We start from the raw sequence: 24,013 nt of genomic DNA, 5'->3' as shown, positions 1-24,013 counted from the left end.
TTTCCGTATCCAATAACTTTCATATCGGGCGCATGCCCCGCCTCCGACGGCGGCATGTGCCCATTCTACTGTCGGCGCGCGCCCAGCCACATCGGGAAAGCACGCACGCCTGCGCCGTTTGCTAACGACGCGTTTGCCTTTACGCTGTTGAGGCTGTAGCCGCGTCCTTGGGCGCGCGTTCAGCCGATCTCGTCGAGCTTCTTGCCCGCCAGCGCGCGCTTGATGCCCTTGTCCATCCGGCGCGCCGCAAACTCGTCGGTGCCTTCGGAGAGCGCCTTCGTCGCGGCTTCGATCGCGCCGGCGTCCTCGCCCTGCGCGAGTTGCGCCAGCGCGGCGATCAACGCGTCGACCTGCGCGCGCTCGCCTTCGTCGAGCAGTTCGCCATCGGCGCCCAAAGCGGCACTCGTCGCCTCGATGATGCGTTGCGCCTCGACCTGCGCCTCGCGCAACGCGCGGGCGCGCATGTCGACTTCGGCGGTCTTGAAGCTGTCTTCGAGCATGCGGGCCACGTCGTCGTCGGCGAGACCGTAGGACGGCTTCACCACCACCGAGGCTTCCACACCCGAGAGCTGCTCGCGCGCGAACACCGACAAGAGGCCGTCCGCATCCACCTGATAAGTCACGCGGATGCGCGCCGCGCCCGCCGCCATCGGCGGAATGCCGCGCAGTTCGAAACGCGCGAGCGAGCGGCAGTCGGCGACAAGCTCGCGCTCGCCCTGCACCACGTGAATCGCCATGGCCGTCTGGCCGTCCTTGAAGGTCGTGAAGTCCTGCGCACGCGCGACCGGAATGGTCGAATTGCGCGGGATGATCTTCTCGACGAGGCCCCCCATCGTCTCCACGCCGAGCGAAAGCGGAATGACGTCGAGCAGCAGCCAGTCGTCGTCGCCGCCGCGGTTGCCCGCGAGCAGGTCGGCCTGGATCGCCGCGCCGAGCGCGACGACCTGATCCGGGTCCAGATTCGTGAGCGGCGCCTGGCCGAAGTACTGCTCCACGGCACGCCGGATCACGGGCATGCGCGTCGCGCCGCCAACCAGCACCACGCCCTTCACGTCCTTCGCGGCCACCTTCGCGTCGCGCAGCGCCTTCTTCGTCGGCGTGAGCGTGCGCTGCACGAGCGTCTGCGTGAGCGCTTCGAAGCGCGGCTCGTCGATCGTCAGCGCGATTTGCCGGCCGCCCGACAGAGTCGCCTCGATGCGCGCCTCGGGCGCGCTCGAGAGCGCTTCCTTCGCATCGCGCACGCGGTCGAGCAGCAAACGGACGTCTTCGGGCGCGAGCGACGCGCGCTCGACGCCGGACTGCTCCAGCGCATAAGCAAAGAGCGCGTGGTCGAAATCGTCGCCGCCGAGCGCCGAATCGCCGCCGGCCGCCAGCACTTCGAACACGCCCTTCGTGAGCTTGAGAATCGACAGGTCGAAGGTGCCGCCGCCGAGGTCGTAGACCGCGTAGAGGCCTTCGGCGCCGTTGTCGAGCCCGTACGCAATCGCCGCCGCGGTCGGCTCGTTCAGCAGACGCAGCACGTTCAGGCCCGCGAGACGCGCGGCGTCCTTGGTCGCCTGGCGCTGCGCTTCGTCGAAGTAAGCCGGCACCGTGATGACCGCGCCCACGAGCTCGTCGCCGAGCGTGTCTTCGGCACGCTGGCGCAGCGTCGCGAGAATTTCCGCCGACACTTCGACGGGGCTCTTCACGCCATCGACAGTCTGGATCTGCACCATGCCCGGCGCGTCGACGAAGTCGTACGGCGCGTTGGCCGCGCCTTCGACATCGGACTTGCCGCGCCCCATGAAGCGCTTGACCGACACGATCGTGTTACGCGGGTCGGTGGCGGCTTGCGCCTTCGCCGTGCGGCCGATGCGGCGACCACCGTTGGCGAGATAGCGCACGACCGAGGGCAGCAGCACGTGGCCGTCTTCGTCGGGCAGCACGTCGGGCACGCCGCTGCGCACCGCGGCGACCAGCGAGTTCGTCGTGCCGAGGTCGATGCCGACGGCGAGTCGCCGCTGATGCGGCGCCGGCGCCATGCCGGGTTCGGAGATTTGCAGTAAGGCCATCTGTGTAATCTGCTTTTAAACCTGCTTTTTTACCTGGTAGGCGCAAGCGCCCGACATCCGTTTCAGCGCACGGCTTCAGCCCTCGAGCCGCTCGATCTGCGAATCGATTTCGCCCGCCACGCGCTCGATGAACATGAGCTGGCGCACCGCCTCGGCCGCGGGCTGGTTCGAGCCGCTGTCGAGCAGCGCCGCGAGCTTCGTGAAGCGCACGCGTTCGTCGTCGCGCAACTCGCCCGCGAGTGCGTCGAGCGCATCGACGTTCTTCGCGCCGACCGCGTCTTCGATCGCCTCGCGCCACTCCATCTGCTGCATGAGGAACGCGGGCTCCATCGCCGTGTTGTTCTCGGCGCCAACGTCGATGCCGCGCAGATGCAGCAGATACTTCGCGCGCTTGAGCGGATCGCGCAGCGTCTGATACGCCTCGTTCGTGCGCGTGGCCCATTGCATGGCGATGCGCTTTTGCGCCTCGCCTGCCGCGGCGAAGCGGTCGGGATGCACCTGCGCCTGCACCGTGCGGTAGGCATGGTCGAGCGCGTTCGCGTCGATCGCGAACTGCTCGGGCAGGCCGAACAGCACGAAGTGGCTGTCGGAGAGCGAGCGGGAAGGCGTGGAAGGCGTGCTCATCGGCTGGAACGTTCTTGTGGGGCTATGAGAGGCCGAGTGGGACTAACCGGCGGCCGTCAAAATCAAAAAGGCGGCACAGGCCGCCTTTTCACCGCTCGACGCGGGCTCAAACGCGGAAGGACTCGCCGCAGCCGCACTCGTCCTTCACGTTCGGGTTGTTGAACCGAAAGCCCTCGTTCAGGCCTTCGCGCACGAAGTCGAGCTGCGTGCCGTCGATATAGGCGAGACTCTTGGGGTCGACGATGACCTTCACGCCGTGGCTCTCGAAGATGTTGTCCTCGGGCGCGAGTTCGTCGACGTACTCGAGCTTGTACGCGAGGCCCGAGCAGCCCGTCGTGCGCACGCCAAGACGCAGGCCCACGCCCTTGCCGCGACGGGTCAGGTACTTTTGCACGTGCTGTGCCGCTTTTTCAGTCAACGTAATTGCCATAGCATCTTCGCCGCGCCTCGCGCCGCCGGTTGGACTTTCGCCTTGCCCGGCGTCGCGACGCAACCCTGCTGCATCCAGAATCGTTAGTCACAGAGCGCCGAACCTGCCGGTTCGACGCCGTCCTGCATCTACTGCGCCGCTGCGCTGCGCTTTACGCCGCGTCGGCCTTCGCTTCGGTCGTGTGACGCTGGCGATAGTCCGCAACCGCTGCCTTGATCGCGTCTTCCGCGAGAATCGAGCAGTGGATCTTCACCGGCGGCAGCGCCAGTTCTTCGGCGATCTGCGTGTTCTTGATGTCGAGCGCCTGGTCGAGCGTCTTGCCCTTCACCCACTCGGTCACGAGCGAGCTCGAAGCGATCGCCGAGCCGCAGCCGTAAGTCTTGAACTTCGCGTCCTCGATCACGCCGTCCGCGCCCACGCGGATCTGCAGCTTCATCACGTCGCCGCACGCCGGCGCGCCGACCATGCCGGTGCCCACTGCGTCGTCGTCCTTGGCGAACGAGCCGACGTTGCGCGGGTTTTCGTAGTGGTCCAGAACCTTGTCGCTATATGCCATGATCACACTCCTTCAATTCGTTGGCCGCGCTGCACGCAGTTGACTGCTCATTGCGCTGCGGCCGGTTCGTTTTCGCTGTTGACTGCGCTGCTTAAAGCCTCAGTGGGGCGTTAGTGCGCCGCCCACTGGATGGTCGACAGATCGATGCCGTCCTGATGCATTTCCCACAGCGGCGAAAGCTCGCGCAGCTTGGCGATCTTCGTCTTCAGCAGGTTGATCACATAGTCCACGTCCTGTTCGGTCGTGAAGCGGCCCACCGTGAAGCGGATCGAGCTGTGCGCCAGCTCGTCGTTGCGGCCGAGCGCGCGCAGCACGTACGACGGCTCGAGCGATGCGGAAGTGCACGCCGAACCCGACGAGACCGCCACGTCCTTCACCGCCATGATCAGCGACTCGCCTTCGACGAAGTTGAAGCTGATGTTCAGGTTGTGCGGCACACGCTGTTCCATGTCGCCGTTCACGTAGGTTTCGTCGATTTCCTTCAGGCCGCGCAGGAGCTTGTCGCGCAGCATGCGCACACGCTCGTTTTCCGTGGCCATCTCCTCGCGCGCGATGCGGAACGCTTCGCCCATGCCGACGATCTGGTGCGTGGCCAGCGTGCCCGAGCGCATGCCGCGCTCGTGGCCGCCGCCGTGCATCTGCGCTTCGATGCGCACACGCGGCTTGCGGCGCACGTACAGCGCACCGATGCCCTTCGGGCCGTAGGTCTTGTGCGCCGAGAACGACATCAGGTCGACCTTGAGCTTTTGCAGGTCGATGGGTGCCTTGCCCGTGGATTGCGCAGCGTCGACGTGGAAAATGACGCCCTTTTCGCGGCAGATTTCGCCGATCGTCGCGATGTCCTGGATCACGCCGATCTCGTTGTTCACGTGCATGACGGAAACGAGGATCGTGTCGGGGCGCAGCGCGGCCTTGAACGCTTCGAGGTCGATCAGGCCGTCGTCCTTCACGTCCAGATAGGTGACTTCGTAGCCTTCGCGCTCCAGTTCGCGGCAGGTGTCGAGCACGGCCTTGTGCTCGGTCTTCACCGTGATGATGTGCTTACCCTTGCTCTTGTAGAAGTGCGCGGCGCCCTTGATCGCGAGGTTGTCCGATTCGGTTGCGCCGGAGGTCCAGATGATCTCGCGCGGGTCGGCGTTGACGAGCGCGGCAACCTGCTCGCGCGCTTCCTCGACGGCGCGCTCCGCATCCCAGCCATAGGCGTGGCTGCGCGACGCCGGATTGCCGAACTGCTCGCGCAGATACGGAATCATCTTGTCCACCACGCGCGGGTCGACGGGGGTCGTCGCGCTGTAGTCCATGTAAATGGGCAGGTGGGGAATGTCGTTATTCATCTATCGCTCCGGGGAATCTTGTGTGCTGCGCTGTACTGTCTGTTTTGCAAACTGCGGCGTTCTGGCGGCGCCCGAAGGCCTTACGAGCCCGCCATGTTGAAGATCGAGTTCGGACCCAGCGGCATCGCCCTGACCGGCTCCACCGCCGGCGCCTCGGCGCGGCGGTCGCGCAGGACGGCGGGCGCGGCGCCTTCGCGGGCGCGCTGCTTGTCCACCAGATCCTTGAGCGACACCGAATCGAGGTACTCGACCATTTTCTGGTTCAGCGTCGACCAGAGTTCGTGCGTCATGCAGTGGCCGTCGTGCTGCTTGGTGCCTTCGCAGGCGCCCTTGCCGCCGCACTGGGTGGCGTCGAGCGGCTCGTCCACGGCGATGATGATGTCCGCGACGGTGACGTCCTCCGCGCGGCGCGCGAGGTTATACCCGCCGCCCGGCCCACGGACCGATTCGACGATTTCATGACGGCGCAGCTTGCCGAACAGCTGTTCGAGGTACGACAGCGAGATGTGCTGGCGCTGGCTGATACCCGCAAGCGTCACCGGGCCCTGCTCCTGGCGCAGCGCCAGGTCAATCATCGCCGTGACGGCGAAACGGCCTTTGGTGGTGAGTCTCATGATGTATGGGAACCGCAATTCTCGACAATTTTCGTCAAGTATAAATACATGACTAGTTTAGTCAAGTATCAATGTCGCGATTCGGGTTATTAGGTGCGCAGCGAAGCGCAAAAATGGCGCGATTTCTGCATTCGGCAGATTCGCGCCGCTCATTTCAATCGGCCAGTTGCGGACGCAACGCAGCGAGCAAGCCCGCGCATGCGGCCTCGCATTGATCGAGCACCGCTTCGAAACCTGCGTCGCCGCCGAAATAGGGATCGACCACCACGCGCGTTTCGGCCTGCGGCGCAAATTCCATCAACAGGCGGATCTTGTCGCGCTCGCTCGCCGGGCAGACGCCCTGAAGCGCGGTCACGTTGGCGTCGTCCATCGCGACGATCAGGTCGAAACGGCGAAAATCTTCGGCGGCGATCTGCCGGGCGCGCAGCGGCGCGAGATCGTAACCGCGCAGGCTGCCCGTGCGCTGGGCACGCTCGTCGGGCGCCTCACCGATGTGCCAGTCACCCGTGCCCGCCGAATCGACCTCGACGCGCCCCGCCAGTCCCGCCTCGCCGACGAGGCGCAGCATCACGGCCTCGGCCATGGGCGAGCGGCAGATATTGCCAAGACAAACGAAGCAGACGGAAACCTTTTTCATTCGTGGGGGCGGGGCAACGGCAGGCGTTCAGCGCGCGGCGGCGAATTTCAAATTATACAAAGCGCACGACGTACACGCCGCGCGGCGCGTTGTGGCGCCAGCGCAATCGTCAGATCGCGCTCGAGCGCGGCAGCGTGGCGATGCCGTTCATCGCCTTCACCGGCGTTTTGCCTTCGCTGCCCACGAGGCCATACGACACCGCGCGCGCGAGTTCTGCGGTGACCTGATCGGCGGCGAGCGGCATTTGCTGCTCGGCGGTCTTCCATGCATGGACCCATGCGATCACCGCGAGCGGCACGATCAGCGCCAGTGGCCAGTACACCGTTATTTTCTTTCTCATGATGCGACTCTCTATCGACTGTGAAGCGACAGGTGCGGACGCACTATCGCCAGTCGAGATGATATAGAGAGTCGCAATCAGGAAAAACCCGGTCCGAACGAACACACTGTTGCGCCAGCTTAAATAGTTGGCGAACTGGACTTGACCGTTGCGCGCGTGTCAGGCTTGTCCGGAGCGCTGGGTGGCGTCCAGATGCGTGTGCCGCGCCGCGTACAGTTCGCGAAACGTCCGGCCGACCGGCGCAGGCATGTCGCGACCGTTGGTCCAGCCGCGTGCGAATGGCAGCTTGCGAATGAGCCTCGTCTGCCCGCCCATGCGCTCGAGTACCCGCACGCCGAGTTTGGTGAGCAGCGCGTAGGCCGTCGGGTGAAGCGCGAGCCAGCCCCAGGCGGCAAGCGCCGCGCGCTCGCGCCACGGGCGCAGGTGCCGCTCCGTCTGCTTCTCGCGCAGTTTGCGCAGCAAGTCCGAAAGCGGGATGCCCACCGGGCAAACGCTATTGCACTCGCCGCACAGCGTTGCGGCCTGCGGCAGATCGAGCGTCTTTTCGATGCCGACGTAGCTTGGCGTGAGCACGGAACCCATCGGCCCCGGATAGACCCAGCCGTACGCGTGGCCGCCCACCTTCTGATAGACCGGGCAGTGATTCATGCACGCCCCGCAACGGATGCAGCGCAGCATCTCCTGGAATTCTCCGCCAATCAGGCCAGTGCGGCCGCCGTCTACGAGCACGACGTACATGTGCTCCGGGCCGTCCTGGTCCTCGGGGCCGCGCGGGCCCGTCAGAACCGAGAAGTAGTTCGACGTGGCCTGCCCCGTTGCCGAACGCGGCAACAAACGCATGGCGGTGGCGAGGTCCTCGAGCGTGGGCAGCACCTTCTCGATGCCCGTCACCGCCACGTGCACGCGCGGCATGACGGTGCACATGCCCTCGTTGCCCTCGTTGGTCACCAGCACGACCGAGCCCGTTTCCGCCACGAGGAAGTTGCCGCCCGTCACGCCCATGTCCGCCGAGAGAAAATGCGGGCGCAGGACTTCGCGCGCCTCGCGGGTCATGTCGGGAATTTCGGTCAGGCGCGGCTTGTCGTGCGTCTTCGCGAAGAGATCGGCGATCTCGTCTTTGTCCTTGTGGACGACGGGCGCAATGATGTGGCTCGGCGGCTCGCTGTCGTTGATCTGCAGGATGTACTCGCCCAGATCGGTCTCGATGGACTGCACGCCCATTTCCGCGAGCACGGTATTGAGCCGCATCTCCTCCGACACCATCGACTTGGTCTTGATGACCTTGCGCACGTCGTGGCGCCGCGCGATGTCCGCGACCAGCCTTGCAGCGTCTTGCGCCGTTTCCGCGTAGAGCACGGTCACGCCGCGCCGCGCCGCCTCGGTCTCGAACTGCTCGAGCCAGACGTCGAGATGGTCGAGCGCACGGTTGCGGCGCGCCTTGAGCGCCGCGCGCGTGGCGGGGAAATCGATTGCGGTGATCGCCTCGGCGCGCGCCGAGACGAACTTGGTCGAAAGTTTCTTGAGGTTGTGCTGCAGACGCTGATCGGCCAGCTTCTGACCGGCACGCGCCTTGAACTGCATCGATTGGACTTGCATGGCGTGAGGGCGTTGTTGAGCGGTGTTCGGCGAGGTCCGGGATCGAAGTCCGGGGCGATTCGCACATGCCGTGCAAAACGCACGGCAGTCAGCGGCGCTTCACACGTCGCCGGCCAGCACTTGTGCGATGTGCAGCACCCGAGTCGCGGTGTCGCCGGTGCGGCGCAAACGCCCTTCGATATTCAACATGCAGCCGAGGTCGCCGAGCACCAACGCGCCCGTGCCGCTCGCCTGCACATTCGCGCATTTTTCGTCCGCAATGGCCGTCGAGATGTCCCCATACTTCACCGCAAAGGTGCCGCCGAAGCCGCAGCAGTGCTCGCAGTCTTTCATCTCGCGCACTTCGATGCCGCGCTGGGCGAGCAACGCGCGCGGCTGCGCCTTGACCCCAAGCTCACGCAGGCCTGAGCACGAGTCGTGATATGTCACTGGTCCGTTGAACTCTCCTTGCGGCAGCGTGACCTTTGCGACGTTGACGAGGAAATCCGTGAGTTCGTAGACCCGCTCGCGCAACTTGCCATAGCGCGCCATCAATTCCGGATCGTCGCGAAACAGATCGCCGTAGTGCACGCGGACCATGCCGCCGCAAGACCCCGAAGGGACGACGAGATAGTCGAACTGCTCGAATTCGCGCAGCGTCTTTTCCGCGAGGTCACGCGCGATCGCGCGCTCACCCGAGTTGTAGGCCGGCTGGCCGCAGCAGGTTTGCGTAGGCGGCACGGCGACTTCATAGCCCGCCTGTTCGAGCAATTTGAGCGTCGAAAAGCCAATTTCCGGACGCATCGCATCGATGAGGCACGTGACGAACAAACCGACTCGCATGGAGACTCCTCGTTAAAACCGTCCCCGATTATCCGCTGTTTCGCCGCCATGACCAACGCCGGCCTGCATCACCCTCGCCGGTCGCCCTCGCCGGTCGCCCTCGCCGGTCGCCCTCGCCGGTCACCCTCGCCGGTCACCCTCGCCTGTCGCCTTCGCCGGTCGCGCGCGATGCCGCAGCGCAGCGCGAATCTCCGTCCCGGCGCTTACTTTTTTCACGATACGAGATACAATGCATTTTCCGCCTCACGTGTCAAACGAATCTGAACTCATGAGCGACACCCACCCAGATCCGAAGACCTCGATTCAGGTGATCGAGCGCATGATGCGCCTGCTGGACGCGCTGGCCGCCCACAGCGACCCTGTCAGCCTGAAGGAACTTGCGCAGCGCACCGAACTGCATCCTTCGACTGCGCACCGCATCCTGAACGATATGGTGAGTTGCCGTCTCGTCGACCGCTCCGATCCCGGCACCTACCGGCTTGGCATGCGGTTGCTCGAACTCGGCAACCTCGTGAAAGCGCGGCTTTCGGTGCGCGACGCGGCGCTCACGCCGATGCGCGAACTGCACCGTCTCACGGGCCAGACCGTCAACCTCTCCGTGCGCCAGGGCGACGAAATCGTCTATATCGAACGCGCCTATTCGGAGCGCTCGGGCATGCAGGTAGTGCGCGCGATTGGCGGCCGGGCCCCGCTGCACCTCACGTCGGTCGGCAAGCTCTTTCTGGCCGCCGACGAAGCGAACCGCGTGCGCGCCTACGCCACGCGCACCGGCCTGTCGGGCCATACGCGCAACAGCATTACCGACCTCGGACGCCTCGAGCGCGAACTCGCCCACGTCCGCCAGCAATTCTGCGCGCGCGACAACGAAGAGCTCGAACTGGGCGTGCGCTGCATCGCCGCCGGCATCTACGACGACACCGGCAAACTGGTGGCAGGTCTTTCGCTCTCGGCGCCCGCGGACCGCCTGCAGGACTCATGGCTCGGCCAGTTGAGCAAGACGGCGCTGACAATTTCGGAGTCACTGGGCTATCACCCAGAGCCCGCTGAAGGCAACGTGCAGCCGGCCTGAAGTCAGGGTGAAGGGCAATCAGGAAGAGCGAGAGGCGTGCCCTCCGCTTTTTTGGCTTGCTGACCGCCTCACGCGTCGACAAAGGACGAACAGCACGCGCCGGAAAACAAAACGCCCCGCGGTTGCGGGGCGTTCGTTGGGTAAATCCGGGACAGGCGCAGATCAGGTCCCGGCACCGCCTGCGTCGGCGCTCGTAATGCGCGGCTGCTGGTCGGCGCCGCCGTTGTCGAGCCACGTGCGCACGCGCGTGGCATCCGCGAAGCGCGAGTACTTGCCGCTCGAATCGAGCAAGACCATGATCACCGGACGATTGTGAATCGTCGTCTGCATGACGAGGCACTCACCCGCTTCGTTGATGAAGCCTGTCTTCTGCAGGCCGATGTCCCACGACGCATTGCGGACCAGGGCATTCGTGCTGTTGTAGGCGAGATTGCGCTTGCCCGTGAACACGTCGTAGCTGCGGTCGGTCGAGAACTGGCGAATCATCGGGTACTGGTAGGCCGCGTTCACCATCTTCACGAGATCACGCGCCGTCGAGACGTTGTGGCTCGTGAGCCCCGTCGAATTCTCGAAGTGCGTATCGGTCATGCCGAGCTGCTTTGCCTTCGCGTTCATCGCCGCGATGAACGCCGGACGGCCGCCCGGGTAATAGCGCGAGAGCGCCGCCGCCGCGCGGTTTTCCGACGCCATCAGCGCGATGTGCAACATGTCCTCGCGCGAGAGCACCGAGCCCACCGAAAGGCGCGAGCCCGTGTTCTTCTCGTAGTCGCGGTCTTCGTCCGTGACTTCGATCGGTTCCGAGAGCGATGCCTTCGAGTCGAGCACGACCATCGCGGTCATGAGCTTCGAGATCGAGGCGATGGGCACAACGGCGCGCGAGTTCTTGTCGAACAGCGGCTCGAGCGTGTTCTGGTCGACCACGTACGCAACGCCCGAGCGCAGCATCAGCGAGTCGGGCGTCTCGTGCAGACCGAACGCCTGACCAACGGTCGGCTGACGCGGTTCGAACGCGACACGGCGCACCGCCGAATGATGGCGGCCGTTCATCGTATAAGTGACACGGCGTTTTTTGGCCACCGGATGCGCATCGTCGTCCCTGGCGGCGACGGTACGGGCTGCGCCCGCCTTCTTGCTGGCCCTGGCCGTTTCCGGCTCGGCCTTCGCAACCTTCTTGGTGGCTTTTTTCGCCTTGGCCGTTTTGGCCGGCGCAGCGTCTTGCGACGCAGCAAAGGCGCCCTCAGGCGCCACGAGCGTCGCACTGATCGCGACGGAAACAGCAACCGACAATGCGGTGCTGATAACCGACGACGGCATCAGTGAGAACGACAGGAGCTTGTCGGATTTCATTAGTGTTCTTGATGGAGCGGCGGGATCGTTCGCCAAGTGTAGTAAAACCACGAAAAATTCGCAAATTGAAGCACTTATAGGCGCTCATTAAACCGAAGTATGACCTCCGATTGATCTGGCCAATGCACTTCCCGCATTCGATGGAGTCAGACAATTGCCTGGCCGCTCCTCTCCCCATGACGCCGCTTGCTGACAACGTTTGCGGCACACGCAAAATGCGCTTGCTGCGTTAACGGCGTTCGTCGCAGGAACTTGAACTGAGGAAAATACAGGTGAGATTTGTCTGACTACCGGCGCCGCCGTGCCGCGCGACGCGCGTTCGACCGCAATAGATCATTAACGTTCCATCCAGGAATTCGGTGCACGCACCCAGGTGAAATCCCATAGACGCGTCACGCGATCCATGCCGCATCTTGCCAGAAGCCGCGTTCGCGCGCTTGCACCACCCTGCGCGCGGCCTCGTTGAACTCGCCGCGAGCCCAGCGCAACGGGCATTGGCGCGTTGTCGCGGTTGCGCCATGCGCGAGGCATAAGTGTTTGTTTAATAATAAATTATCGACATTGTGCGACGCACCAAAAGGCCTTGACTTTCTTCCGGAGCATCCTAAAATTCAATCAATGTTGCGACGCACAAAGTGAGCGACAGAGCACCATCGCCGTGCCACTTACTTCAGGCGACCCACGAAGGCCGCCGACATACAGGAGCGTAAACATGAGTCTGCTGACCCCTGAGCAATTCGCCGCTGCCCAGAAAGCCAACCTCGAAACCCTGTTCGGCCTCACCGGCAAGGCGTTCGAAGGCGTGGAAAAGCTCGTCGAATTGAACCTTCAGGCCGTCCGCTCGAATCTGGCGGAATCGCAGGAACACGCCCAGCGCGCACTGTCTGTGAAGGACGCGCAGGAATTCCTGGCCCTGCAAACGAGCTACGCCCAGCCGCTGACCGAAAAGCTGCTGTCGTATGGCCGTCATGTGTATGAAATCGCCTCGGCCACCCAGGCTGAGTTCGCGAAGGTCGCCGAAGCCCACTACGAAGAGCAGAACCGCAAGGTTCAGTCGCTCGTCGACAACGTCGCGAAGAATGCGCCGGCCGGCTCGGAGACCGCAGTTGCCGTGATCAAGTCGGCCATCAACGCCGCGAACACGACCTACGAAACGGTCCACAAGGCCACGAAGCAAGCCGTGGAAATGGCGGAAAGCAACTTCAACGCCGCCACCGCTGCTGCGAGCAAGGCTGCCGCCCAGGCATCGCGCTCGGCTGCCGCTTCGGCCAAGAAGACGGTCTGAACGTTGTAGATCGAACCGGTGCGTGCGCTGAAGCAGCGGCGCACCGGGCGCCGGGCCTGAACGCTCCGGCATGCCGCGCGGCATGTCACTTGCCCGGTCGCCGACCGGGAATCTTTTTTACGCCCCGGCGCCTCTCGTAGCCCATACTGCAGAACCCAAAAGCAAACGGCGCACCCCTCGCGGAGTGCGCCGTTTTTTCATGCGCGCCGCACCGAGCGGCGCGGCACCGTCTTACTTCTTCTTCTGCGGCGGCAGGTCGGTACAGACGCCTTCGTACAGCTCGGCGGCCATGCCGATCGACTCGCCCAGCGTCGGGTGCGGGTGGATCGTCTTGCCGATGTCGGTCGCATCCGCGCCCATTTCCACCGCGAGGCAGACTTCGCTGATGAGGTCCCCCGCGTTCAGGCCGACGATGCCGCCGCCGATCACGCGATGCGTCTCTTCGTCGAAGATCAGCTTGGTGAAGCCCTCGTCGCGGCCGTTGGCGATCGCGCGGCCCGAAGCGGCCCACGGGAACACCGCCTTGCCGTACTTGATGCCTTCGGCCTTGCACTGGTCTTCGGTCTTGCCGGCCCACGCCACTTCCGGATCGGTGTAGGCCACCGAAGGAATCTGCAGCGCGTCGAAGTACGCCTTCTCGCCGTGCGCCGCTTCCGCCGCCACGTGGCCTTCATGCACGGCCTTGTGCGCGAGCATCGGCTGGCCGACCACGTCGCCGATCGCGAAGATGTGCGGCACATTGGTGCGCATCTGCTTGTCGACTTCGATGAAGCCGCGATCCGTCACCGCCACACCGGCCTTGTCCGCGCCGATCTTCCTGCCGTTGGGCGAGCGGCCCACGGCGACCAGCACGAGGTCGTAGCGCTGCGGCTCGGCCGGGGCCTTCTCGCCCTCGAACGAGACGTAAATGCCGTCGTCCTTCGCCTCGGCCTTTGTCGTTTTGGTCTTGAGCATGACGTTCGCGAAGCGCTTCGCGTTGTACTTCTCCCAGACCTTCACGAGATCGCGGTCCGCGCCGGCCATCAGGCCGTCGAGCATTTCCACGACGTCGATCTGCGCGCCGAGCGTTGCGTAGACAGTCGCCATTTCCAGACCGATGATGCCGCCGCCGATCACGAGCATCTTCTGCGGAATCTGGCGCAGTTCCAGCGCGCCGGTCGAATCGACCACGCGCGGATCTTCCGGCATGAACGGCAGCTTCACGGCCTGCGAGCCCGCAGCGATGATCGCCTGCCTGAACTTGACGATCTTCTTGCCGTTTTCGCCCACCACTTCCATGTGGTTCGGATCGAGGAACGCGCCCACGCCCGTCACGACTTCGACCTTGCGCGCCTTCGCCATGCCGGCGAGACCGCCCGTGAGCTTCTTCACCACGCCCGACTTGAAGTCGCGCAGGCGGTCGAGGTCGATCTGCGGCTTGCCGAACGTGATGCCGTGCGAGCCGAGCGCTTGCGCTTCGTCGATCACGAGCGCCGTGTGCAGCAGCGCCTTCGACGGAATGCATCCCACGTTCAGGCACACGCCCCCAAGCGTCGAATAACGCTCGACCAGCACGGTCTTCATGCCGAGGTCGGCGGAGCGGAACGCCGCCGAGTAGCCGCCGGGGCCCGCGCCGAGCACGAGCATGTCGCATTCGACGTCGGCGCTGCCGCTGAAGCTGCCAGCTTGCGGCGCCGCGGTTTTGGAAACTTCGGCGGCCTTCGGTGCCTCGGCGGCCTTCGGCGCTTCAGCGGCCTTGGGCGCTTCGGCCTTCGGTGCGGCCGCGCCCTCAGCGGCTTCGACCAGCGCGATCACGGTGCCTTGCGACGCCTTGTCGCCGGCCTTGATCTTCACTTCCTTGACGGTGCCCGCGACGTCGCTGGGCACTTCCATCGTGGCCTTGTCCGACTCGAGCGAGAGCAGCGTCTGCTCCTTCTCGATGACGTCGCCCGCCTTGATATTGACTTCGATGACGTCGATATCCTTGAAGTCGCCGATATCCGGCACTTTCACTTCGACGAGACTCATGGTGTCCCCTACCCCTAAAGGAAGACCGGCCGCGCCTGCCGCAGCGCGCACGTCATGGACGCGCGGCGCGGCGGCGCGAGCCGGTCAAATCGGTTTTACAGAATCACGCGGCGGAAATCGCCGAGGATCGAAGCGAGGTACGCATTGAAGCGCGCGGCAGCCGCGCCGTCGATCACGCGGTGATCGTACGAGAGCGACAGCGGCAGCGTGAGGCGCGGCACGAACTGCTTGCCGTCCCACACCGGCTTCATCGCGCTCTTCGACAGGCCGAGGATCGCCACTTCCGGTGCGTTGATGATCGGCGTGAAATGCGTGCCGCCGATGCCGCCGAGCGACGAGATCGAGAAGCAGCCGCCCTGCATCTGGTCCGGCTTGAGCTTGCCTTCGCGCGCGAGCTTCGAAAGCTCGGCCATTTCCTTCGCGATGTCGACGAGGCCCTTCTTGTCCGCGTCGCGGATCACCGGGACGACGAGGCCGTTCGGCGTGTCGGCGGCAAAACCGATGTGGTAGTACTGCTTGAAGACGAGGTTGTCGCCGTCGAGGCTCGCGTTGAACGCCGGGAACTTCCTGAGCGCCGCGACGCAGGCCTTGATGACGAACGCGAGCATCGTGAACTTCACGCCCGCCTTCTCGTTTTCCTTGTTCAGCTGCACGCGCAGCGCTTCGAGATCGGTGATGTCCGCTTCGTCGTTATTCGTGACGTGCGGGATCATGACCCAGTTGCGGTGCAGGTTCGCGCCCGAGATCTTCTTGATGCGCGAGAGCGGCTGCGTGTCGATCGGGCCGAACTTCGTGAAGTCGATCTTCGGCCAGGGCAGCAGGTTCAGGCCCGCGCCGCCACCGGCCGGCGCGGCGGCAGCGGGAGCCGCGAGCGCACCCGCCATCACGCCCTTCACGAACGCGGTGACGTCGTCCTGGGTGATGCGGCCCTTCGGACCCGTACCCGTCACGCGGCCAACGTCCACGCCGAGTTCGCGCGCGAACTTGCGCACGGACGGCGAGGCGTGGCTCGGACGGCGCGTGCCGCCTTCGCCCGCCGGAATGATCGGCGCCTGCGCGAGTGCAGACGGTGCGGCAGGCGCGGGCTTGGCCGCGGCGGGTGCAGGCGCGTCCGACGGCTCTTCGACCGGCGCCTTCTGCGCGGGTGCGGCAGGCGCCGCTGCACCTTCCGCTTCGACCACGACGATCTCGGTGCCTTCCGACACGTTATCGCCGACCTTGACCTTGATTTCCTTGACGACACCGGCCACCGGGCTCGGCACGTCCATGGTCGCCTTGTCCGACTCGAGCGTGACGAGCGACTGCTCCTTCTCGACGCGGTCGCCGACCTTCACGCCGATCTCGATGACCGGCACGTCCTTGTAGTCGCCGATGTCCGGGACCTTGACCGTCTGCACGCCGCCGCTCGCGGCAGGCGCTGCGGCCGGGGCCGGCGCGGCAGCCTGCGCGGGCGCGGCGGCAGGCGCGGCCTGCTCTGCCTTCGCGGCGGAAGCGGGAGCGGCGGGCGCAGCGGCTGCGCCGGCGCCGTCCAGCACCAGTACGAGCGAGCCTTCCGACACGTTGTCGCCGACCTTGACCTTCACTTCCTTGACCGTGCCCGACGCCGGGCTCGGCACATCCATGGTCGCCTTGTCCGACTCGAGCGTGATGAGGGACTGCTCTTTTTCGACGGTATCGCCCGCCTTCACCAGCACCTCGATCACAGGGATGTCCTTGTAATCGCCGATGTCCGGCACCTTGACTTCGATCGCTTGACTCATTGTTAGTGTCTCCGGGGCCGCATACGACACGCCTCCCCGCTTCGGGGAGGCGCGCATGCCATGCACAGGGGTGATGGGTTAGACGGTCATCGGGTTGGGTTTGGACGGATCGAGGTTGTATTTGGCGATCGCCTCGCCAACCACCTTGCGCTCGATCTTGCCTTCGTCCGCGAGCGCGCCCAGCGCCGCAACCGTGGTCCAGTAACGATCGACTTCGAAGAAGTGACGCAGCTTCTCACGCGTGTCCGAACGGCCGAAGCCGTCAGTGCCGAGCACCACGAACTTGCGCGGCACCAGACCGCGGATCTGGTCGACCAGGGCGCGCACATAGTCGGTCGAAGCGATGACCGGACCTTGCGTATCCTTGAGCAGCTTTTCGACGTGCGATTCGCGGCGCGGCTCGCTCGGGTGCAGCAGGTTCCAGCGCTCGACTTCGTGCCCTTCGCGCGCGAGTTCGGTGAAGCTCGGCACGCTCCAGAGGTCGGCTTCGACGCCCCAGTCGTTCTTCAGCAGGTCCGCGGCGGCGATCACTTCGTTGAAGATCGTGCCTGCGCCCATGAGCTGCACGCGCGGCGCGCTCTTGACAAATGCGGCGTTCGCGTCTGCCTTGCGGAACGAATACATGCCCTTGATGATGTCCGCCGCCACGCTTTCCAGGCCTTGGCCCTGCGGGATCGCCGGGTGCTCGTAGTTCTCGTTCATCACCGTGACGTAATAGAACACGTCTTCCTGGTCCTGCACCATGCGGCGCAGACCGTCCTGCATGATGACCGCGAGTTCATAGCCGAACGTCGGGTCGTAGCTGACGCAGTTCGGCACCGAAGCCGCCCACAGGAGCGAGTGGCCGTCTTCGTGCTGCAGACCTTCGCCGTTGAGCGTCGTGCGGCCCGCCGTGCCGCCCAGCAGGAAGCCGCGCGAACGCATGTCGCCTGCGGCCCAGGCCAGGTCGCCGATACGCTGGAAGCCGAACATCGAGTAGAAAATGTAGAACGGGATCATGATCTCGCCGTGCGTCGAGTACGACGTCGCAGCTGCGATCCAGTCCGACATGCCGCCGGCTTCGTTGATGCCTTCCTGCAGGATCTGACCGGTTTCCGATTCCTTGTAGAACATCAGCTGGTCGGAATCTTCCGGCACATACTTCTGGCCTTGCTGATTCCAGATACCGATCTGGCGGAACAGGCCTTCCATACCGAAGGTACGCGACTCGTCCGGCACGATCGGCACGACGCGCTTGCCGAGCGCCTTGTCCTTGAGGAGGATGTTCAGGATCCGCACGAACGCCATCGTCGTGGAGATCTCGCGGCCTTCGCCCGTGCCCTTGAGCAGCGGCTCGAATGCGTCGAGCACCGGCACCGGCAGCGACTCGGCCTTCTGGCGGCGAGCCGGCAGGTAACCGCCGAGGTCCATGCGCTTCTGGCGCATGTACTCGAGTTCCTTCGAGCCTTCCTCGAACGTGAGATACGGCACGTCGACGATCTGCTCGTCCGTGATCGGCAGGCGGAACTGGTCGCGGAACTTCTTGAGCTGATCCACCTGCATCTTCTTCTGCTGGTGGGTGATGTTCATGGCCTGGCCGGCTTCGCCCATGCCATAGCCCTTGATCGTCTTCGCGAGAATGACGGTCGGCTGGCCCTTCGAGTTCGAAGCTTCGTGGAACGCCGCGTAGATCTTGTGCGGATCGTGGCCGCCGCGGTTCAGGTTCCAGATGTCGTCGTCGGACCAGTCGGCGACCAGCGCCTTCAGTTCAGGCGTGTTGAAGAAGTGCTCGCGCACGAACGCGCCCGACTCCGACTTGTACGTCTGGTACTCGCCGTCGACCACTTCCATCATGCGGCGCATCAGCGCGCCCGACTTGTCGCGTGCGAAGAGCGCGTCCCAGCGCGATCCCCAGATGACCTTGACGACGTTCCAGCCGGCGCCGCGGAACTCGCTTTCGAGTTCCTGGATGATCTTGCCGTTGCCGCGCACCGGACCGTCGAGACGCTGCAGGTTGCAGTTGATGACGAACACGAGGTTGTCCAGACGCTCGCGCCCGGCCATGCCGATCGCGCCGAGCGATTCCGGCTCGTCCGTTTCGCCGTCGCCGAGGAACGCCCAGACCTTGCGGCCGTCGGTCCTGGCGATGCCGCGCGCCTGCAGGTACTTCATGAAGCGCGCCTGGTAGATCGCCATGATCGGGCCGAGACCCATCGAGACGGTCGGGAACTGCCAGAAGTCCGGCATGAGCCACGGGTGCGGGTACGACGAGATGCCCTCGCCGCCCACTTCCTGGCGGAAGTTGTCGAGCTGCTTTTCGGTCAGGCGGCCGAGCAGGAACGCGCGCGCGTAGACGCCCGGCGACGAGTGGCCCTGCACGAACACGAGGTCGCCGCCATGCTCGGCGGAAGGCGCGCGCCAGAAGTGGTTGTAGCCGACGTCATAAAGCGTGGCCGCCGATGCGAACGAAGCGATGTGGCCGCCCACGTTCGTGTGCTTGCCCGCGCGCAGCACCATGGCCATGGCGTTCCAGCGCGTGTACGAGCGGATGCGGTGTTCGATGTCCTGGTCGCCCGGGTTCCTGGCCTGGTTGGCGACAGGGATCGTGTTGATGTACGGCGTGTTCGCCGAGAACGGCAGATGCTCGCCATGCACGCGGGCGAATTCGATCTGCTTTTCGATCAGGTAGTGGGCACGATCGGGGCCGACAGTCGAAATGACGCCGTCCAGCGCTTCAAGCCATTCGGCGGTTTCCTGGGGATCCTCGTCCTTGTCGGCGGCAACGTACTTGAGGACTTCGTCGGGTACAGCGGACATGCTCGTCTCCTGGATGTAGGGGAACGCTGTTGATCGGACCATGCGGACGGCGACGCTTGAGACGTGACCGGGCCAACCGCAGCAGCTTCGGGGCGATTGTAATGACCCCCCTGACCATCGCGCAACAAAATTTTCGAATTGCGAGATGTGATTTTATAATGTGAAAAATTGGTGCAGCGCACGCTTAATCGTTCGCGCCCCTGGGCCGATAACGGCCAGTTTGCACCTGTTTATCGGCGATTTACGGCTTTTTTCGCGGCATTTCCGTGTCTTACGCTGAGCTACAATCCTTGCCATGTTGACCGAACGGCTTTTCGCACGCTCGGCGCGGCCGCCCGGAACGCCCGGCGAGTCGTCGCCATCCCGCTGGCACCACGGACCCTGGTGGTCGAATTCCTATTTGCTGACGCCGCTCCTGTCGATCCTCGTGTTCCTGATCGTCATGAGCCTGATCTTGTGGAGCCTGAACCGGCGCGAGCAACAGCAGCAGGAAGACACGCTCTACCGCAACGTCGCCTGGGCCCAGCAGCAGATCCGGCTTTCCATGACAGGCGCGCAGGAGCAGCTGCAGGCGCTCGCTCGCGACCTGGCCTCGGGCCACAGCGATCCGCAGTTTTTCCAGACGTCCACCACGGACATCATGCAGGGCCATCCGGAGATCCTCTATCTCAACTGGTACACAAGCCAGGAGGAGCCGCGCTGGCCCAACACGGCGATGCCCGTATTCGGCCAGCGCCTCGCGAAGCCCAACGACGCGCAAATGGACGAGGCCGTGAAGGCCGCCTTCGCCGAGGCGCGCGCCACGCGCCGCCAGGTGTATTCGCCGCTTATTTATGACGACGTCGGCAATGGCTACATCACGCTGCAGACGCCGGTATACCGCGATCGCGACTTTCTTGGGTCGATTGCGGCCGTGTTCTCGGTCGAAGGCATCCTGAAGCACGACATCCCGCCCGAGCTGTCGGCCAAGTACAAGATTTCGATTCTCGACGCGAATAACCGCGAGCTCGCCACCACCTCGACGCGCCCGCGCCTGCCGCGCGACGTCTATTACGACCTGCCGCTCGACCCGCCTGGCCAGGGCATTTCGGTGCGCGTGTACTCGTATCCGCAGATGACCAACTTCACGAACAACACGCTCGTGTGGCTGGTCGCGGGGCTGTCGTGTTTCGTGCTGTGGAGCCTCTGGAGCCTCTGGAAGCACACGCGCCAGCGCTTCGAGGCGCAGCAGGCGCTCTACGCGGAGGCGTTCTTCCGCCGCGCGATGGAAAACTCGGTGCTGATCGGCATGCGCGTGCTCGACATGCACGGCCGCATCACGCACGTGAATCCGGCGTTCTGCCGCATGACCGGCTGGGACGAAAGCGACCTCGTGGGCAAGAACGCACCGTTCCCCTACTGGCCACGCGACGCCTATCCCGAAATGCAGCGCCAGCTCGACATGACGCTGCGCGGCAAGGCGCCCTCATCGGGGTTCGAGCTGCGCGTGCGCCGCAAGGACGGCTCGCAGTTCCACGCGCGGCTCTATGTCTCGCCGCTGATCGACAGCTCGGGACGCCAGACGGGCTGGATGTCGTCGATGACCGACATCACGGAGCCCAAGCGCGCACGCGAAGAACTCGCCGCCGCGCACGAGCGCTTCACCACCGTGCTCGAAAGCCTCGACGCCGCCGTCTCGGTGCTCGCCGCCGACGAAGCCGAGCTGTTGTTTGCGAACCGCTACTATCGCCACCTCTTCGGCATCCGCCCGGACGGCCATCTGGAACTCGCGGGCGGCGGCGGCTTCGATTCGGCGAGCGCCTCCTCGGACTCGATCGACATGGTCGACGCCTTCGCCGGCCTGCCCGCCACCGCGCTCACCGAGAGCACGGCGGATGCGCAGGAGGTCTACGTCGAAAGCATCCAGAAGTGGTTCGAAGTGCGCCGCCAGTACATCCAGTGGGTGGACGGCCACCTCGCGCAGATGCAGATCGCGACCGACATCACCACGCGCAAGCAGGCGCAGGAACTGGCCCGCCAGCAGGACGAGAAGCTCCAGTTCACGAGCCGCCTGATGACGATGGGCGAAATGGCCTCGTCGCTCGCGCACGAGCTGAACCAGCCGCTCGCCGCGATCAACAACTATGCCTCGGGCACCGTCGCGCTCGTGAAGTCGGGCCGCGCCGCGCCCGATAACCTGCTGCCCGTGCTCGAGAAAACGGCGCAGCAAGCCGTGCGCGCGGGCATGATCATCAAGCGCATCCGCGAGTTCGTGAAGCGCTCCGAGCCCAAGCGCCAGGCTACGCGCGTGGCCGACATCGTCGCCGACGCGGTGGGCCTCGCCGAGATCGAGGCGCGCAAGCGCCGCATCCGCATTGTGACCGACATGCGCTCGCGCATGCCCGTGATCTACGTCGATCCGGTGCTGATCGAACAAGTGCTCGTCAATCTCCTGAAGAACGCTGCCGAAGCCATGGCCGAAGCGCGCCCGAATGCGATCGACCCGGTGATCCGCGTGATCGTGAAGCGCGAAGGCGGCAACGTGTGCATCAGCGTGGTCGATCAGGGCCCCGGCGTCGACGAAGCCACGGCCGAGCGCCTCTTCGAGCCCTTCTACAGCACCAAGTCGGACGGCATGGGCATGGGCCTGAACATCTGCCGCTCCATTATCGAATCGCATCGCGGGCGTCTCTGGGTGGTCAACAACGTCGAATCCGACGGCCACATCAGCGGCGCAACGTTCCATTGCAGTCTGCCCATCGGCGAATCGGACACCCCCTCGCGGAACACCGACGAACCGACTCCACAAACCGTTACGGGAGAGCCATGAACAGCCCAGTCACCACCCAGGAAACCGTCTTTGTTGTCGATGACGACGAGGCCGTACGAGACTCCCTGCGTTGGCTCCTCGAAGCGAACGGCTACCGCGTCCAGTGTTTCAACAGCGCGGAGGAGTTCCTCGAGGCATACCAGCCGGCGCAACAGGCCGGGCAGATTGCCTGCATGATTCTGGACGTGCGCATGCAAGGCATGAGCGGCCTTGAACTGCAGGAACGTCTGATCGCGGAAAACGCCTCGCTGCCGATCATCTTCGTGACGGGCCACGGCGACGTGCCGATGGCCGTCTCGACCATGAAGAAGGGCGCGATGGACTTCATCGAAAAGCCGTTCGACGAAGCCGAGCTGCGCAAGCTGGTGGAGCGCATGCTCGACAAGGCGCGCAACGAAAGCACCAACGTCCAGCAACAGCGCGCGGCCGCCGAGCGTCTCGGCAAGCTCACGGCGCGCGAGCACCAGGTGCTCGAGCGCATCATCGCGGGCCGCCTGAACAAGCAGATCGCCGACGATCTCGGGATCAGCATCAAGACGGTGGAGGCGCACCGCGCCAACATCATGGAGAAGCTCAACGTCAACACGGTCGCCGACCTGTTGCGTCTCGCGCTTTCCAACAAGCCGCAACAGGCGCAGCAGTAAGCGCGTCTTTCCCCGGCAGCATGCGCGCGCGCCACGGCCCGCGAATGCTGCCGGCGGCGTCTCGCCGCGACTCTCTTCCCTCGTGTATTGCCCCCTCCTCGTCCGTTCAGGCCGGAGCACGCCCGCCGCGCGGGTATAATGTCGGCCTTCGAATGGCGCCCGCCCCATGCGCGCCAGCGCTCGAGCCTGAACAGGCCTGAACGAGCCCGCATTGCCCACTCTCGACCCCGACCGACCATGACTGCCACTATCATCGACGGCAACGCCCTCTCCAGGAAACTGCGCGCGCAAGTCGCCACGCGCGCTGCAGCCCTCACCGCCCGCGGCCATCAGCCGGGACTCGCCGTCGTGCTGGTCGGCGACAATCCGGCGAGCGAAGTCTACGTGCGCAACAAGGTCAAGGCCTGCGAAGACAACGGCCTCTACTCGTCGTACGACCGCTATCCCGCATCGCTTTCCGAAGCCGACCTGCTCGAGCGCATCGACGAGTTGAACCGCGACCCGAAGATCGACGGCATTCTCGTGCAGTTGCCGCTGCCGAAGCACATCGACAGCCACAAGGTGATCGAAGCCATCGCGCCCGAAAAGGACGTCGACGGCTTTCACGTCGCCAACGCGGGCGCGCTCATGACCGGCCAGCCGCTCTTTCGCCCCTGCACGCCCTATGGCGTGATGAAGATGTTCGAGGAATACAGGATCCCGCTCGAAGGCGCGAACGCCGTGGTGATCGGCCGCTCGAACATCGTCGGCAAGCCGATGGCGCTCCTGCTGCTCGAAAAGGGCGCGACGGTCACGATCTGCCACAGCAAGACGCGCGACCTCGCGAAGCACACGCGCGACGCGGACATCGTGGTCGCCGCGGTGGGCAAGCGCAACGTGCTGACCGCCGACATGGTCAAGCCCGGCGCGACCGTGATCGACGTGGGCATGAACCGCGACGACAACGGCAAGCTCTGCGGCGACGTCGATTTCGCGGGCCTGAAGGACGTGGCCGGCTTCATCACGCCGGTGCCGGGCGGCGTCGGCCCGATGACCATCACGATGCTCCTCGTGAACACGATCGAAGCGGCGGAGCGCGCGGCAGGCGCGTAAGCCACACGCGGCGACGCGTCGCGGCATGACGTTCCCGAAGCGGTCCATCACGGGCCGCTTTCTTTTTGTGGCGCCGCCCGCTCGCGCGGCGACAGCCGCGATTGCGCCACCGCCCCCCCGACATCTGTTAATTTGCTCGGATAACCCGGTTGGAAAGCGCGCCTCGCGCCCCAATACTCTGGCAATCGGGCGCGCGCATG

The 24,013-nt window shown here is 64.8% G+C and carries 19 protein-coding genes; 5 read left to right on the top strand and 14 right to left on the bottom strand.

Annotated elements, in window-relative coordinates:
- Positions 1 to 179: 179 nt before the first annotated feature.
- From hscA to C7411_RS06825, 10 genes are all read right to left on the bottom strand, one after another.
- On the bottom strand, positions 180 to 2,051 hold the full coding sequence (gene hscA, locus C7411_RS06870) for a Fe-S protein assembly chaperone HscA (RefSeq protein WP_110383963.1): 1,872 nt from the start codon (positions 2,049 to 2,051) through the stop codon (positions 180 to 182).
- A gap of 75 nt (positions 2,052 to 2,126) precedes the next feature.
- Positions 2,127 to 2,675: a Fe-S protein assembly co-chaperone HscB gene (gene hscB, locus C7411_RS06865; RefSeq protein WP_110383962.1), complete on the bottom strand. Its 549-nt coding sequence runs from the start codon at positions 2,673 to 2,675 to the stop codon at positions 2,127 to 2,129.
- A gap of 106 nt (positions 2,676 to 2,781) precedes the next feature.
- Positions 2,782 to 3,105: an iron-sulfur cluster assembly protein IscA gene (gene iscA, locus C7411_RS06860; RefSeq protein WP_110384164.1), complete on the bottom strand. Its 324-nt coding sequence runs from the start codon at positions 3,103 to 3,105 to the stop codon at positions 2,782 to 2,784.
- Positions 3,106 to 3,256: 151 nt separating this feature from the next.
- On the bottom strand, positions 3,257 to 3,661 hold the full coding sequence (gene iscU, locus C7411_RS06855) for a Fe-S cluster assembly scaffold IscU (RefSeq protein ID WP_028216879.1): 405 nt from the start codon (positions 3,659 to 3,661) through the stop codon (positions 3,257 to 3,259).
- 110 nt (positions 3,662 to 3,771) lie between these two features.
- Positions 3,772 to 4,995, bottom strand: a complete 1,224-nt coding sequence (locus tag C7411_RS06850) for an IscS subfamily cysteine desulfurase (protein WP_110383961.1) — start codon at positions 4,993 to 4,995, stop codon at positions 3,772 to 3,774.
- Positions 4,996 to 5,075: 80 nt separating this feature from the next.
- The gene (iscR, locus tag C7411_RS06845; RefSeq protein ID WP_042264865.1) at positions 5,076 to 5,609 is read right to left on the bottom strand and encodes a Fe-S cluster assembly transcriptional regulator IscR; all 534 of its coding nucleotides are present in this window, start codon (positions 5,607 to 5,609) and stop codon (positions 5,076 to 5,078) included.
- A gap of 154 nt (positions 5,610 to 5,763) precedes the next feature.
- Positions 5,764 to 6,246: a low molecular weight protein-tyrosine-phosphatase gene (locus C7411_RS06840; RefSeq protein ID WP_110383960.1), complete on the bottom strand. Its 483-nt coding sequence runs from the start codon at positions 6,244 to 6,246 to the stop codon at positions 5,764 to 5,766.
- Positions 6,247 to 6,355: 109 nt separating this feature from the next.
- Complete coding sequence (locus tag C7411_RS06835) at positions 6,356 to 6,586, bottom strand: hypothetical protein (protein WP_110383959.1); 231 nt, start codon at positions 6,584 to 6,586, stop codon at positions 6,356 to 6,358.
- 159 nt (positions 6,587 to 6,745) lie between these two features.
- The gene (locus C7411_RS06830) at positions 6,746 to 8,182 is read right to left on the bottom strand and encodes a lactate utilization protein B (RefSeq protein WP_110383958.1); all 1,437 of its coding nucleotides are present in this window, start codon (positions 8,180 to 8,182) and stop codon (positions 6,746 to 6,748) included.
- Between the two features lie 99 nt (positions 8,183 to 8,281).
- The gene (locus C7411_RS06825) at positions 8,282 to 9,004 is read right to left on the bottom strand and encodes a (Fe-S)-binding protein (protein WP_110383957.1); all 723 of its coding nucleotides are present in this window, start codon (positions 9,002 to 9,004) and stop codon (positions 8,282 to 8,284) included.
- Positions 9,005 to 9,272: 268 nt separating this feature from the next.
- Here C7411_RS06825 and C7411_RS06820 point away from each other — a divergent pair, with 268 nt between their 5' ends.
- Positions 9,273 to 10,073: an IclR family transcriptional regulator gene (locus tag C7411_RS06820; RefSeq protein ID WP_028204180.1), complete on the top strand. Its 801-nt coding sequence runs from the start codon at positions 9,273 to 9,275 to the stop codon at positions 10,071 to 10,073.
- Between the two features lie 162 nt (positions 10,074 to 10,235).
- Here C7411_RS06820 and pbpG read toward each other — a convergent pair whose 3' ends face one another.
- Entirely contained in the window at positions 10,236 to 11,420 is a 1,185-nt protein-coding gene (gene pbpG / locus C7411_RS06815) for a D-alanyl-D-alanine endopeptidase (RefSeq protein WP_110383956.1), read from the bottom strand.
- A 712-nt stretch (positions 11,421 to 12,132) separates the two neighbouring features.
- Here pbpG and C7411_RS06810 point away from each other — a divergent pair.
- Complete coding sequence (locus C7411_RS06810) at positions 12,133 to 12,705, top strand: phasin family protein (protein WP_042264853.1); 573 nt, start codon at positions 12,133 to 12,135, stop codon at positions 12,703 to 12,705.
- Between the two features lie 231 nt (positions 12,706 to 12,936).
- Here the strand turns inward: C7411_RS06810 and lpdA are convergent, their stop codons facing one another.
- From lpdA to aceE, 3 genes are all read right to left on the bottom strand, one after another.
- A complete protein-coding gene (gene lpdA / locus C7411_RS06805) occupies positions 12,937 to 14,712 on the bottom strand; it encodes a dihydrolipoyl dehydrogenase (protein ID WP_110383955.1) in 1,776 nt (591 codons plus the stop codon).
- 95 nt (positions 14,713 to 14,807) lie between these two features.
- Complete coding sequence (gene aceF, locus C7411_RS06800) at positions 14,808 to 16,472, bottom strand: dihydrolipoyllysine-residue acetyltransferase (RefSeq protein WP_110383954.1); 1,665 nt, start codon at positions 16,470 to 16,472, stop codon at positions 14,808 to 14,810.
- Between the two features lie 78 nt (positions 16,473 to 16,550).
- Complete coding sequence (gene aceE, locus C7411_RS06795; protein ID WP_110383953.1) at positions 16,551 to 19,268, bottom strand: pyruvate dehydrogenase (acetyl-transferring), homodimeric type; 2,718 nt, start codon at positions 19,266 to 19,268, stop codon at positions 16,551 to 16,553.
- A gap of 295 nt (positions 19,269 to 19,563) precedes the next feature.
- Between aceE and fixL the strand changes: the two genes are divergently transcribed.
- The 3 genes from fixL (at position 19,564) to folD (ending at position 23,813) form a co-directional block, all read left to right on the top strand.
- Entirely contained in the window at positions 19,564 to 22,077 is a 2,514-nt protein-coding gene (gene fixL, locus C7411_RS06790; protein WP_110383952.1) for an oxygen sensor histidine kinase FixL, read from the top strand.
- Positions 22,074 to 22,721: an oxygen response regulator transcription factor FixJ gene (gene fixJ, locus C7411_RS06785; RefSeq protein WP_042264842.1), complete on the top strand. Its 648-nt coding sequence runs from the start codon at positions 22,074 to 22,076 to the stop codon at positions 22,719 to 22,721. Before fixL ends, fixJ begins: the two co-directional genes overlap by 4 nt.
- 237 nt (positions 22,722 to 22,958) lie before the next feature.
- Positions 22,959 to 23,813: a bifunctional methylenetetrahydrofolate dehydrogenase/methenyltetrahydrofolate cyclohydrolase FolD gene (gene folD, locus C7411_RS06780; RefSeq protein ID WP_110383951.1), complete on the top strand. Its 855-nt coding sequence runs from the start codon at positions 22,959 to 22,961 to the stop codon at positions 23,811 to 23,813.
- Positions 23,814 to 24,013: the final 200 nt, after the last annotated feature.

Origin of the sequence: Paraburkholderia silvatlantica, from assembly GCF_003096715.1 — a bacterium.
GTDB classification, from domain to species: Bacteria; Pseudomonadota; Gammaproteobacteria; order Burkholderiales; family Burkholderiaceae; genus Paraburkholderia; species Paraburkholderia silvatlantica.
Note: the sequence above shows the minus strand (reverse complement) of the source record. Positions and strands in the feature narration are given on the sequence as shown.